We start from the raw sequence: 12,693 nt of genomic DNA, 5'->3' as shown, positions 1-12,693 counted from the left end.
GCAGGCGGGTTCGCGCAGCGACCCCGCCCGCCTCACGCCAGCGCCTGCACCAGCGCTACGTACTCTTCCACCGGCACTTCCTCGGCGCGCCGCTGCACGTCGAAGGCGCCGGCAAAGCCCTTCTGCTCCAGCCACCGGCCCAGCGTGTGGCGCAGGATCTTGCGGCGCTGGCTGAAGGCCACCTGCACCAGCTCGGACAGCAGCGCCTCGTCCACCTCCGGCGGCACGGCCAGCGGCACCATGCGCACCACGGCGCTGTCCACCTTGGGCGGCGGCTCGAAGGCCTGCGGCGGCACGGACAGCACGTTCTCCATCGCATAACGCCACTGCAGCATCACCGAGAGGCGCCCGTAGTCGGACGTGGCGGGGACGGCCACCATGCGGTCGACCACTTCCTTTTGCAGCATGAAGTGCTGGTCGACCACCTGGTCCACGTACTGCAGCAGGTGGAAGAGGATCGGGCTGGAGATGTTGTACGGCAGGTTGCCGACGATGCGCAGCTTCGCCGCGCCGACGTTCGCGGCGAGCTCGGCGAAATCGACCTTCAGCACGTCCGACTCCACCACCCGCAGTTGCGGGTGCTGGCGCAGGCGCGCCGCCAGGTCGCGATCGAGCTCGATCACCGTGAGCTTGCCCAGGCGCTCCACCAGCGGCTGCGTCAATGCGGCCAGGCCGGGACCGATCTCCACCATCGGGTCGCCTGGCTTGGGCGCGATCTCGCGCACGATCGCATCGATCACGCTGGCGTCCGCCAGGAAGTGCTGGCCGAAGCGCTTGCGCGCAACGTGCTTCATGGAGCTTGAATTGGAATCTGACCCCAATTATTGGGGCGGCTCGCGGAATTCGACATACGCGCGGCCGCGCACCTCCTGCGACCACTGGGCATAGGCTTCGTCGAGCTTGCGCTCCTTGACCAGGTTGCGGGCGATCTCGCGCTGCTCGCGCTGGGTCAGGCTGGATTGGCGGCGCTCGAGCAGCTGGATCAGGTGCACGCCGAAACGGGTGGTGATGGGGTCCGCGATCTGGCCGGGGGCCAGCGCATTCAATGCTTCCTCGAACTCCGGCACGAACATGCCGGGGCTCGCCCAGCCGAGGTCGCCGCCGTTGCGGGCACTGGCGTCCTGCGAGTTCTCGCGCGCCAGTTGGGCGAAGTCGGCCTGGCCGGCGGCGACGCGGCGCTTGTATTCGGCCAGCCGCTCGCGAGCCTGCACCTCGGTCAGCTGCGCCCCGGGGCGCAGGAGGATGTGGCGCGCATGGTTTTGCGTGACGGTCACGCCTGGCGTGGCGCCCAGCACCTTCTCCACCACCTTGACGATGTGGAACCCCGCGGAAGTGCGCACCAGGTCCGAAACGCCCCCGTTCGAGACGTTGCGCACGGCCTCGACGAACAGGGGGGGCAGCCCATTGACCGGACGCAGCCCGATCACGCCGCTGTTCTGCGCGGCGCCGGCGGCATCGGAATTCTCGCGGGCCAGCTTGCCAAAGTCCTCGCCGGCGCGGGCGCGCTGCAGCAGCTGCTGCGCCTTGGCCTGCTGTTGCGCGACCTGCGCCGGGGGCGCATTCTCGGCAACGGCCACCAGGATGTGGGAGAGATTGACCTGGCCCAGCGCCGCGCCGCCACTGGCCTCCTGCTCGCGCAGGTACTGGTCGATGTCCAGCTCGGTCACCTTGACGCGGGCATCGAGCTCGCGGTCGCGCAGCCTCTGCAGCAGGATCTGGTTGCGCAGTTCCTCGCGGTACTGGGTGACGTTCATGCCTTCGGCCGTCAATCGCCTGCGCAACTCCGGCACGTCGATGCCGTTCTGGCGGGCGACCGCCAGCTCCGCCTGGTTCACCAGCACGTCGTCGGCGCGCACGCCGGAGTCGCGCGCCAGCTGGAGCTGCGCTTTCTCCGTGATCAAGCGCTCCAGCACTTCGCGCGCGAGCTGCGGGCGCGGTGGCATCGGCGAGCCCTGCTGCGCCAGCTGCTGCTCGAAGCGCGCCATGCGAGCGCGCACTTCGTTGTTGGTGATGGGCTCGGAGTTGACGACGGCCACGATGAAGTCGGCCGAACGCGGACCGCTGTCGAAGCGGGAGGGCTGGCCGCCACCCAGCAGGGGTGCGGGCCGCAGCCCTTGCGCTGCGGCCGGAGCGGCCAGGCCGGCGAGCAGGCCGGTCGTGGCCAGCCCCAGGGCCAGGGATCTTAGTTTCATCGTACCTACTCTACTTCAGTCGTAATTGCTGAACCGGCTGGGCACTTCGGTGCGCTCACGCAGGTACTGGTAGCGGGGGACATTCTGCTTGAGCGACTGCAGCGCGTTGGAGCCCAGGCGGCTGAAGCCCAGGAACTCGAGCTGGAACAGTACACGCTTGTTCGCCAGCTCGGTGCCGGCCTGAAGGCGCTCGAACACCACCCGGCCGATCCAGCAGCCCGCGTCGTACTCCATGCCAACCACCGCGTCCACGAAGCGCTTGTCGCGCAGGTCGTAGTTCAGCCGTCCAACGCTGAACCAGCGGCCCGAGACTTCGCCCGTGACCGGGCCATCCTTGGGGGCCGCCGAACCCCACAACTGGTCCAGCGGCCATTGCCAGCCGAAGTCGAGCTGTTCGCTGATGCCTTTCTGGCGCCGGTAGCCCGCGCTCACCACGCGGAACGGGCCGGGGCTGTAGTTCGCGCCGACCACCGTGCGGAGCGACTCCGTCGTCTTCGGGTTGAACTGCACGGTCGTGTCGAAGCCCCACTTGGGCACCAGCGCGATGGAGGCGCCGAACAGCACGTCCGACAGCCGCTCGCTCACCACGGGGGGACTCTCCGCCGGCAGCGTGGTGCCGCGTTCCACCGGCAGCGTGACCTTCTGGTCCGAAAAGCGGAAGCGCTGCGCCAGCGCAAACCGCGCCGCCTCCGCGCCGGTGCCGGGGTCGATCAGGCGGGTCGTCGCGCCCACCGTCAGCAGGTTGTTGTCGGCGATGCGGTCGTTCCCGCCGAACGCGTTCTCGGTGAAGATGGTCGCGAAACTGAAATCGTTGAGCCCGGAGTCGTAGTTGGGCAGGTAGTTCTGGTCAACGAACGGCGTGTTGACGTAGAAGGCGCGCGGCTCCAGCGTCTGCCGGAAGGCACGGCCGAAGAAGCTGGCATCGCGTTCGAACACCAGCCCGCTGTCGAGACTGAAGGTGGGCACCGTGCGCGAGGCGCTGTTGGCGCCGTTGGAGATGGGGGCGTCGAAACTGTAGCTGCGCAGGTGCGCCTGGAACTTCGGGATGAAGAACCAGCCGGGAGCGCGCCACGGACGGCTGATCTGCGCCAGCAGGTAGCCGCGGTCCGCGTTCGGCTGGTCGAACACCGTGCCGCTGGGCACGCCGAGAATGCTGTAGGCCGACGCCGCCGTGAAGCGGGTGAAGTCGGCTTCCAGGTAGGTTTCCAGGCCACCCCAGAGATCGGTGCGGGACTGGGTGGCCGTGAGCTGCGGCGCCCGGTCATACGGCGGCACGATCGGCGTGCTGGGGTCCTGCAGCGTCTGGAACGTCAGCATGCGGCCGGTGACGGTGACGTCGCCGACGCCGAAGGTGAGCGCTCCGTTGTTGGCCAGCAGGCGCTGCGTGAAGGAGGCGCTGTCGCGCGAGAAGTCCTTCCAGTAGTCGTCGTCGCTCACGCGGTTCAGGTCCAGCGTGATATTCGAGCGGCCCAGCCAGGGCAGCACGAGCCCGTTTTGCGCGTGTTCCGTGTGGAAACCCCAGCGGTCGTTGCGCTCGCGCAGGCGGTCTCCAGGCAGGTAATTGCCGCGCAGCAGGCCGGAGTAGGTGGGCTCCAGGTAGCGGAACTCGCCGCCCAGGTCGATGCCGCGCTTGGACATCACCGTCGGATACAGCGTCAGGTCCCGGTTCGGCGCGATGTTCCAGTAATAGGGCAGCGTGACTTCGACGCCGTTGCGATTGTCCAGGCCGACGGTGGGCGGCAGCAGACCCGACTTGCGCTTCTCGCCCAGCGGGAAGCTGATGCTGGGCACCGGCAGGACCGGGAACCCCAGGAAATCCAGCACCGCGCCCTCGGCGTGCCCGATCTCTTCTTCCTGGTCGAGCGAGATCCGCGTGGCCCGCAGGATCCAGTCGGGCATCCAGCTCGGCCCGCCGTGGCGCTTGCAGGTCGTGTAGGTCGCCTTGTGGATGACGGCGTGTTTGTCATCGATGAAGTCGATGCGCTCCGCCTCGCCGTAGGCGCCATTGCGCAGGAACCGGTAGCGCGGCTCGTTGAAGAAGCCCTGGAAGGCATCGACCTTCAGTTCCAGCAACGGGCCTTCGAAGATGTTGCCGGCCTTGTTGATGCGCACGTCGCCGCGCGCCCGCGCCAGGTCGTCCGGAACGTTGTACTCGAGCCGGTTCGCGCGGATGACGGTGTCGCCGCGGCGCAGCACCGCATTGCCCTCGATGCTGGTCTCCACGTCGGTGCGGCCCTGGATGCGATCACCCTCGACGAAGGTGGGCAGCTGCGGGCGCGCCGCGCCCGTCGGGATCTCTTCCTTCAGCTGCGGCTCCGGCCGCAGGCGCGGCGACGGCTCGCCGCCGGCCTGCGCCAGCACGGGCAAGGGCTGCAGCAGCGATGCCGCGACCACCGCCACCGGGCTCAGTGCAAAGCGGGCGGCGGACGCCTTGTTTCTCAGGTGATGCATCGGGGGTGAAGACCCGTGCGGCCGCGGTTCGCGGTCCCGCCACGTTGGATTTGTAGAATCGATTATCCATGAGCGATTCCACCGAGCCTTCCCTCCAGCCCGCATCCGTGCACGCCAATGTCGCCTGGAGCGACCCCGGCCGCGAAGCTGCCTTCCACGGCTGGCTGGCGCAGGTGGCGCCGGCGCACGCGCTGCGCCCGGCCACGGTGCGAACGGCCTCGGCCGACGCCAGCTTCCGGCGCTACCTGCGCGTGGACGGGGAGGGCCGCAGCTACATCATCATGGACGCGCCGCCCGAGCGGGAGGACTGCGCGCCCTTCGTCAAGATCGCGGGGCTCATGGCCGATGCCGGCCTGAACGTGCCGCGGGTGCTGGCGTGGGACGCGCCGCAGGGCTTCATGCTGCTGGACGACCTGGGCAGCCGCACCATGATCGAGGCCGTGGATCCGGCCGCGCCGCAGGCCAACCTGCCGCTTTACACGCGGGCGATCGATGCGCTCATCGCGTGGCAGCTCGCGTCCCGGCCCGGTGTGCTGCCTCTTTACGACGATGCGTTGCTGGCGCGCGAATTGTCGCTGTTTCCCGACTGGTACCTGAAGCAGCATCGCGGCCTGGCCTTGAGCGCGGCGCAGCAAGCCACGCTGGACAGCCAGTTCCGGCTGGTGATCGAGCGCAACCTGGCCGCGCCCAGCGTCTACGTGCACCGCGATTTCATGCCGCGCAACCTGATGATTCCCGGTGACGCGGCCGAACCCCGTCTGGGCGTGCTCGACTTCCAGGACGCGGTGTACGGCCCCATCACCTACGACATCGCCTGCCTGATGCGCGACGCGTTCCTCAGCTGGGACGAGGACTTCGTGCTCGACGTGACGGTGCGGTACTGGGAGAAGGCGCGCAAGGCCGGCTTGCCGGTGGGCACGGACTTCGGCGAGTTCTACCGCGCCGTGGAGTGGATGGGGCTGCAGCGCCACCTGAAGGTGGCTGGCATCTTTGCCCGCCTCACGCTGCGCGACGGCAAGCCGAAGTACCTGGCGGATGCGCCGCGCTTCATCGGCTACATCCGCCATACGGCCACGCGCTATCGCGAGCTGGGGCCGCTGGCCAGGCTCATCGACCAGGTCGAGGGCACGGACGCGCTCACCGGCTTCGCCTTTGGCCGCGTCTGATCGCCCCCCTTGCCACGCCTGCACTGCACCGAGCCCCTCTCCAGCGGACTGCTATTGGCACTGCCACCCGGGCCCGCGCGCCATGTGCAGGTGTTGCGGCTGCAACCGGGTGACGCGCTGACCCTGTTCGACGGCCGGGGCGGCGAGTACGACGCGGTGGTGGAGCACATGGGACGCAGCGAAGTCCGCGTCACCGTCGGTGCGCACCACGCCATCGAATGCGAAGCGTGGCCGGCCGTGCACCTGGCCGTTGGCATGCCCGCCAACGAACGCATGGACTGGCTGGTGGAAAAGGCGACCGAACTCGGCGCCGCCTCCATCCAGCCGCTGCTGGCGGAGCGCAGCGTGCTGCGGCTGTCCGGCGAGCGGGCGCAGAAAAAGCAGGCGCACTGGCAGGGCGTGGCCGTGGCCGCGTGCGAACAGTGCGGCCGCAACCGCGTCCCCGTGGTGCATGCGGTGCAGCCCTTGGCCGCGTGGCTGGCCGCGCAATCGGCGCCGGGCCTGGTCCTGTCGCTGCGCGAAGGCACGCGGGCCCTGGCCGGCTTTCCGGCCGGCGCTGCGGTGACCTTGCTGTCGGGGCCGGAGGGCGGCCTCACGCCGGCCGAGGAAGACGCCGCGCTGGTCAGCGGCTGGACACCCGTGCACCTGGGGCCGCGCGTGCTGCGTGCCGAGACCGCGCCGCTCGCGGCGCTGGCCGTGCTCACTTCCGCAAGGACCGCATGAACCGCAACCTCTGGCTGCTGGCCGTCCTGCAAGGCCTCTTCCTGACCAACAACGTCACGTTCATCGCCATCAACGGGCTGGTGGGGCTGTCGCTGGCACCTTATGGCTGGATGGCGACGCTGCCGGTGATGGGCTACGTGGTGGGCGGTGCCCTGTTCACGGGCATCGTCGCCCGCTCCCAGGCCCGCCTGGGCCGCAAGCGCGCCTTCCAGCTCGGGCTGCTGGTGGCCATGGGGTCGGCGCTGTTGTGCGCGTACGCCGCCGGCACGCGCAACTTCTGGCTGCTGTGCGCCGGCACGCTCATCGCCGGCTTCTATGCCGCCAACGCGGGGCTGTACCGCTTCGCCTCCGCCGAACTGGCGCCACCGCAGGCGCGAGAGAAGGCGGTGTCGCTGGTGATGGCAGGCGGCTTGATCGGCGCCGTTGCCGGCCCGTGGCTGGCCACGCACACGCGCGACCTTGCCGAGGCGCCGTTCGCCGGTGCGTATCTCGCGCTGGCCGGTGTCGCGGTGCTGGCGCTGGTGATGCTGGCTGTCATGCGCTTTCCGCCCGTGCCCGCCAAGGTTCCCGGTGCGCCGGCCGGCCGCTCGGTCATGCAGCTGCTGCGGCAACCGGTCTTCGCCATCGCCGCGATGGCAGGCGCACTCGGCTTCGGCGTCATGAACCTGTTGATGGCATCGACGCCGCTGGCCATGCAGATGTGCGGCCTGCCCTTCGCGGACGCCGCCTTCGTGCTGCAGTGGCACGTGATCGGCATGTTCGCGCCGGGGTTCTTCACCGGGCACCTGATCAAGCGCTTCGGCGCGCTGCCGGTGATGGGCGTGGGCATCACGCTGAACTTCGTATGCATCCTGGTGGCGCTGTCGGGCGTCGAACTGCACCAGTTCACCCTCGCGCTGTTCCTGCTCGGGCTGGGATGGAACTTCCTCTTCACCGGCAGCACGACGCTGGCCTTGACCTCCTATGCGCCGGAGGAGCGCGACCGCGCGCAGGCGGTCCTGAACTTCCTGCTGTTCGCGACCTTGTCCCTGACTTCGCTGGCCTCGGGCGTGCTGGTCACCACGCAAGGGTGGGCGTGGTTGAACGTCGGGTCGCTGTTGCCGATGGCGGTGGTGGCGGGCGGCTTGGTGTGGTTGGGGATGCGGCAGGCACGGCCGGTGGCCGCTTGATCACCGGGGTTCCAAAGTCGCTAAAACCGTGCGTCCAGCCACCGCTTGAGGCAATCGAACACCGGCTCGGCATCGACTTCGTTGAAGATCTCGTGCCACATGCCCTCGAAGCAATGGGACGAGACCACCGCGGGCGGCGCCACGCGGGCGAACTCGAGGCTGCCCGCGGGGTCGACGATGCGGTCGTCGCCGGCATACATCAGCAGCGTCGGCACGTTCCAGTGCGGCGCCTGCGCCATGATCGGCACCGCCTCGTCCTGGATGAACCGCGCCAGGCGCCCGGACACACGGTCGTGCACCAGCGGATCGGCGCGATAAGCGTCGACGACCGCGGTGGCATGGGTGAGGAACTGCGGGTCCAGCCCGTTGCCGACGGTGAGGTTGGGCGCCAGGCGCGGGACCACCGCCATCAGCATCTTCTGCACCGCGTTCAGGCGTGTGGCCAGTGCGGGTGACGAGAGCACCAGTGCGTCCACGCGGCACAGCCCACGGGCCACCAGGCTCGCCGCGACCACGCCACCCATGCTGTGTCCCAGCACCACCAGCGGCGTGCCCGGGTAGCGGCGCTGCATGCTGTCCGCCAGGTCGCACAGGTCTTCGACCAGGCGGGTGGGCTGCGGCAGCGCGCCGCGCACGCCGCCCGATTCGCCGTGGCCGTACTGGTCGTAGCTGCGCACGGCAAAACCCCAGGCATTGAGCCGCTGCGCCAGCGGGTCGTAGCGGCCGGCGTGCTCGCCGAGGCCGTGCACCATGAGCACCGACGCGCGCGGCTGCGCGCCGGGCGGCAAGTGCCAGTCCTGCACCGCCAGGTTGTCGCCATCGCTGGCCGTGTAAGTGGAGAGGGTCGATTCGACCCGGGCGTCGCTCATCCGTGGTGATCATCGCCACGGATGAGGCGCTGTCAATGCCCCATTGGGGCAGAACAGGCCGTTCCCCGCCCGTCGGCCGACGAGCGTCAGGGCATCTGCGCCATGACTTCGGCGACGGCCGCCGTCAGGCGCTTGGCGTAGGGCACGTGCAGGAATTCATTGGGGCCGTGCGCATTGCTGCGCGGACCCAGCACCCCGCAGACCATCATCTGCGCCGTCGGGAAGCCTTGTGACAACATGTTCATCAGGGGGATGGTGCCGCCCTGCCCGATGTAGCCGACCGGCGCGCCGAAGTGCGCCAGCGACGCCGAATTCAGCGCGCGCTCGAACCACGGCGTGGTCGAAGGCGCATTCCAGCCCGAGGCCGCGCCGCTCGACTCGAAAGTCACCTTGGCCTGGTAGGGCGCGTTGTCTTCCAGCAGCGTCTTGAGCTCCTGCACCGCCTGGCCGGCGTCGATCAGCGGCGGCAGGCGCAGCGACAGCTTGAACGCGGTGTACGGACGCAGCACGTTGCCCGCATCCTGCAGCGCCGGGAAGCCCTCGGCGCCGGTGACCGACAGCGTCGGCTTCCAGGTGCGGTTGACCAGCGCCTGCACCGGGTCGGTGGTGGTCGGCAGCGCGAACGCGGTGGAGCCGCCGCAGTCCGCATGGGCCCAGGGAAAGCGCTTGTAGACCTCCTCGCCCAGGATCTGCGCGGTGGCCTTGGCCTGCTCCAGCCGGTCGGCCGGCATCTCGCAATGGAAGCTTCGCGGCAGCAGGGTGCCGGTCTTGCTGTCCTCCAGGCGGTCCAGCACCTGCCGCATGATGCGGAAGCTGGAAGGCACGAGCCCCGATGCATCGCCGGAGTGGACACCCTCGGTGAGGATCTGGACCTTCAGCGTGCCGCCGGCGAGGCCGCGCAGCGAGGTGGTCAGCCAGAGCTGGTCGTAGTTGCCGGCGCCGGAATCCAGGCAGATCACCAGGCCGACGTCGCCCAGGCGCGGTCGCAAGGCGTCGACGTAAGGCAGCAGGTCGTAGGAGCCGGATTCCTCGCAGGTTTCGATCAGGCCGACGATGCGCGCATGCGGCTTGCCCTGCGCCTTGAGCGCCTGCACCGCGGCGATGCTGGCGTACACCGCATAGCCGTCGTCGGCGCCGCCGCGGCCATACAGCTTGCCGTCTTCGTACTTGGGGGTCCAGGGGCCGAGGTCGTTGCGCCAGCCGGTGAACTCCGGCTGCTTGTCGAGGTGGCCGTACATCAGGATGGTCTGCGTGCTGTTCGCGCGCGTGGCCGGCACGTCGAAGAAGATCACCGGCGTGCGGCCGGGCAGCCGCACCACTTCCAGCTCCAGGCCCTCGACCTTCTGCGCCTCGACCCAGGATGCGGCGTTGCGCAGCACCGTGTCGATGTAGCCATGCTCCGACCACTTCGGATCGAAGCCGGGCGACTTGGCCGGAATGGCGATGTAGTCGGTGATCTGGCGCACGATGTCGCCGTCCCACTGGCGCGTGACCCGGTCCAGCGCGGCGGCGCTGTCGAGTACGGTGGCGGGCATTTCGCGGTGGAGGGGAGCGTTCATGGCGTCTCGGTCGAAAAAGGGATGCCGCAACTGTACGCGCCGCAGCGGCGCTGGGCTAGGATGGCCCGGAATTCACGCGGTCTGTCCTTGGTCAAATTCCTCGTCCTCGCCTTGTTCTACGGCGACCATCCGCAGCTCGCGCGCCGCTGCGGCGCGACCTTGCGCGCGCTGTGGAACACGGGGCAGGTGGACCTGCGCATCGGCCTGAACGAAGTGTCGGCAGAGTCGCGCGCGATCCTCGACGCGTTGCTGCCCGGCGTGCAGCGCGAGCAGGCGGATCCGCAGATCTACAAGTACCCCATGATGCGGCGCCTGCTGGCCGGCTACAGCGGGGATGCGACGCACCTGATGTGGTTCGACGACGACTCCTTCCTGCGGCCCGGCCTGGACGTCAAGGGCTGGCTGCAGGCCGTGAGCGCCCGCGCGGCGACTGCCCGTGGATCGCTCGGCTCGGTGTACACGCAGCAGCTGGACGCCGCGCAGCAGGCATGGATTCGCGCCAGGCCGTGGTACCGCGGCCTCGACGTGCCGGGCGAGGTCGCGTTCAACACGGGCGGCTGGTTCGTCGTCCCGCTGGAACTGATTCGCCGCTGCGGCTGGCCCGAGCCGGAACTGCGACACGACGGCGGCGACCGGATCCTCGGCGCGCTGCTGCACCAGCAGGGACTGGCACCGCAGCAGTTCCGCGTCGGGCTGGCGATCAACTCGGATGAGGCGATGCACGAATCCGGCGCGCCGCGTCGCGGCCTGGACCTGGCGCGTCCGCGCGATCTCTGGACCTGCGAGCCATGAACCGCATCCACGTCGGCGTCGGCGGCTGGACCTTCGCGCCATGGCGCAACAACTTCTATCCGGCCGGCCTGGCGCATGCGAAGGAGCTGCAGTACGCCAGCCGCCAGCTCACCGCGGTGGAAGTGAACGGCACGTTCTACAGCACGTTCAAGCCGGCGACTTTCGCCAAGTGGCGCGACGAGACGCCCGACGGCTTCGTCTTCTCCCTCAAGGCACATCGCTTCACGACGCATCGGCGCGAGCTGGCCGGCGCGGCCGAGGGCATCGGGCGCTTCATCGGCAGCGGCCTGGCCGAGCTCGGGGACAAGCTCGGGCCGATCCTGTGGCAGTTGATGCCCTCCACCGTGTTCGACGTGAACAACATCGAGCCGTTCCTTCGGCTGCTGCCGCGCGAAGTGCAGGGCCGGCCGCTGCGGCACGTGCTCGATGTTCGCCACGCGAGCTTTGCGTGCGAGGAATACCTGGACCTGCTGGCACGCCACGACTGCACCACCGTGTACACCGACTCCGGGAAATTTCCCGCGATCCCGCACGCGCGCAGCGACCTCGCGTACCTGCGCCTGATGCGCAGCCGCGAGGACTGCGCATCCGGTTATCCGGTGGAAGAGCTCGCCCCGTGGGCGCGCGGCGCCAGGGAATGGGTGGCGATGGACGCGCGCAAGGAGGCGTTCGTGTTCTTCATCAACGGCGCGAAGGAGCGGGCGCCGCATGCGGCGCGCGAGTTCCTGAAACAGTTGGGCTGAGCGTCAGGCGACCAGCCGCCGCTGCACCGCCGCCACCAGAGGCTCGATGGCCGAGCCCGGAAATGGCGAGACACTGCTGACGTTGATCTCGCACAGCACGTAGCGCTCCGTGTCGACCGCGGTGGCTTCGCCCAGCATGAAGTCGCAATCCCAGAGCAAGGGAAGCCGCTCACGCGGCAGGCCGACGCGCGAGCGGAGCAGGTCGACCCATCCGCTTTCGAGACGCTGCTTCAGCTGCTGGAAGCGGGGATCGTCCGGCGGGTGGTACAGCCTCTGGCCCGGCGTCGGCGGCGCTTCGCCCGGCGCGGCCGGATAGAGCGCGTTGATGGCCTGGTGGCCGAAGCCCTCCACGCGGTCCTCCACCAGGTAGGCGCGCACCATGCCTTCGGCCAGCCGCGGCTGCCAGGCCTGGTCGATCATGTGTCCGCCATTTGCGGGCTCGAAATAGGGCGCCAGCGTGGCGAGCAACTGCGGCAGTTCCATCACCTCTTCGGTGCTGCCACGCTGGGCATGGCGCACGCGCAGGGAACCCGCCGCGGCAGCTTCCACGCGCCACACGCCGATGCCGCTGTGGCCGCGGTACTGCTTGAGCACGCGCGGCCCGCGCGCAAGCCGCGCCGGCAGCTCCCGTTCGAGTTGCGCGAGGCTGTCGACCCGCAACACGTCACTGCCGAAGGGCAGGTCGCGCGTGTCCACCAGCACGTCCTTGGTGCCCAGCGCGAGGATCGTGTCCGGGTGCGCGCTGACGAGCACGCCTGCCTCGGCCACGCGGCGCAACATGGCGTCGAGCCGGTCGCGTCGCCGGCCGCCTTCGATGGGGTTGCACCACGCCAGCACCACGCGGCATCCACGCAATTGCGCTTCGACCTCGTCGGCGAAGTCGTCGTTGTAGACGGCGGGGACCGCCCGCAGGCCGGCGCGACCGAACGCCTGGAACAAGCCGGCGAAACGGCTTTCGCCCGGGTCGCTGCGATCGCGCAGGGCGCGATCCCCTGGATACAGCAGTGCAACGGAGGGCGCGAGCATGGT

The 12,693-nt window shown here is 69.3% G+C and carries 11 protein-coding genes; 5 read left to right on the top strand and 6 right to left on the bottom strand.

The window, feature by feature from the left end:
- Positions 1 to 32: 32 nt before the first annotated feature.
- From rsmA to WG902_RS05190, 3 genes are read right to left on the bottom strand one after another with little or no spacing between them, the layout of a single operon-like run.
- Complete coding sequence (gene rsmA, locus WG902_RS05200) at positions 33 to 794, bottom strand: 16S rRNA (adenine(1518)-N(6)/adenine(1519)-N(6))-dimethyltransferase RsmA (protein WP_340058872.1); 762 nt, start codon at positions 792 to 794, stop codon at positions 33 to 35.
- A 27-nt stretch (positions 795 to 821) separates the two neighbouring features.
- The gene (locus WG902_RS05195; RefSeq protein WP_340058871.1) at positions 822 to 2,192 is read right to left on the bottom strand and encodes a peptidylprolyl isomerase; all 1,371 of its coding nucleotides are present in this window, start codon (positions 2,190 to 2,192) and stop codon (positions 822 to 824) included.
- A gap of 15 nt (positions 2,193 to 2,207) precedes the next feature.
- Positions 2,208 to 4,643, bottom strand: a complete 2,436-nt coding sequence (locus WG902_RS05190) for an LPS-assembly protein LptD (protein ID WP_340058870.1) — start codon at positions 4,641 to 4,643, stop codon at positions 2,208 to 2,210.
- 68 nt (positions 4,644 to 4,711) lie between these two features.
- On the opposite strand from WG902_RS05190, the gene WG902_RS05185 reads away from it, so the two are divergent.
- Genes WG902_RS05185 through WG902_RS05175 form a run of 3 tightly spaced genes read left to right on the top strand, consistent with a single transcriptional unit; the run spans position 4,712 to position 7,701 of the window.
- Positions 4,712 to 5,809, top strand: a complete 1,098-nt coding sequence (locus tag WG902_RS05185; protein WP_340058869.1) for an aminoglycoside phosphotransferase family protein — start codon at positions 4,712 to 4,714, stop codon at positions 5,807 to 5,809.
- Between the two features lie 9 nt (positions 5,810 to 5,818).
- Positions 5,819 to 6,532, top strand: a complete 714-nt coding sequence (locus WG902_RS05180) for a 16S rRNA (uracil(1498)-N(3))-methyltransferase (RefSeq protein ID WP_340058868.1) — start codon at positions 5,819 to 5,821, stop codon at positions 6,530 to 6,532.
- Positions 6,529 to 7,701 (top strand): MFS transporter, encoded by a 1,173-nt coding sequence (locus WG902_RS05175; protein ID WP_340058867.1) that lies wholly within the window; start codon positions 6,529 to 6,531, stop codon positions 7,699 to 7,701. The genes WG902_RS05180 and WG902_RS05175 overlap by 4 nt, the downstream gene beginning before the upstream one ends.
- Before the next feature lie 20 nt (positions 7,702 to 7,721).
- On the opposite strand, the gene WG902_RS05170 is transcribed toward WG902_RS05175, so the two are convergent.
- Both WG902_RS05170 and WG902_RS05165 read right to left on the bottom strand, forming a co-directional pair.
- Positions 7,722 to 8,570: an alpha/beta hydrolase gene (locus WG902_RS05170; RefSeq protein ID WP_340058866.1), complete on the bottom strand. Its 849-nt coding sequence runs from the start codon at positions 8,568 to 8,570 to the stop codon at positions 7,722 to 7,724.
- A gap of 86 nt (positions 8,571 to 8,656) precedes the next feature.
- Positions 8,657 to 10,129, bottom strand: coding sequence for a M20 family metallopeptidase (locus WG902_RS05165; protein ID WP_340058865.1), 1,473 nt, complete (start codon positions 10,127 to 10,129; stop codon positions 8,657 to 8,659).
- Positions 10,130 to 10,216: 87 nt separating this feature from the next.
- On the opposite strand from WG902_RS05165, the gene WG902_RS05160 reads away from it, so the two are divergent.
- Both WG902_RS05160 and WG902_RS05155 read left to right on the top strand, forming a co-directional pair.
- Positions 10,217 to 10,921 carry a hypothetical protein gene (locus tag WG902_RS05160; protein ID WP_340058864.1) on the top strand — a complete coding sequence of 235 codons (705 nt, stop codon included), beginning with the start codon at positions 10,217 to 10,219 and terminating at the stop codon, positions 10,919 to 10,921.
- Positions 10,918 to 11,664 carry a DUF72 domain-containing protein gene (locus WG902_RS05155; protein WP_340058863.1) on the top strand — a complete coding sequence of 249 codons (747 nt, stop codon included), beginning with the start codon at positions 10,918 to 10,920 and terminating at the stop codon, positions 11,662 to 11,664. Before WG902_RS05160 ends, WG902_RS05155 begins: the two co-directional genes overlap by 4 nt.
- A 3-nt stretch (positions 11,665 to 11,667) precedes the next feature.
- On the opposite strand, the gene WG902_RS05150 is transcribed toward WG902_RS05155, so the two are convergent.
- Positions 11,668 to 12,690: a Cj0069 family protein gene (locus tag WG902_RS05150; protein WP_340058862.1), complete on the bottom strand. Its 1,023-nt coding sequence runs from the start codon at positions 12,688 to 12,690 to the stop codon at positions 11,668 to 11,670.
- Positions 12,691 to 12,693 lie beyond the last annotated feature (3 nt).

The sequence above is a fragment of the Ramlibacter sp. PS3R-8 genome (genome assembly GCF_037572435.1).
Lineage (GTDB): Bacteria > Pseudomonadota > Gammaproteobacteria > Burkholderiales > Burkholderiaceae_C > Ramlibacter.
The sequence above is the reverse complement of the archived record's forward strand: the minus strand, read 5'-3'. Positions and strand labels throughout refer to the sequence as shown.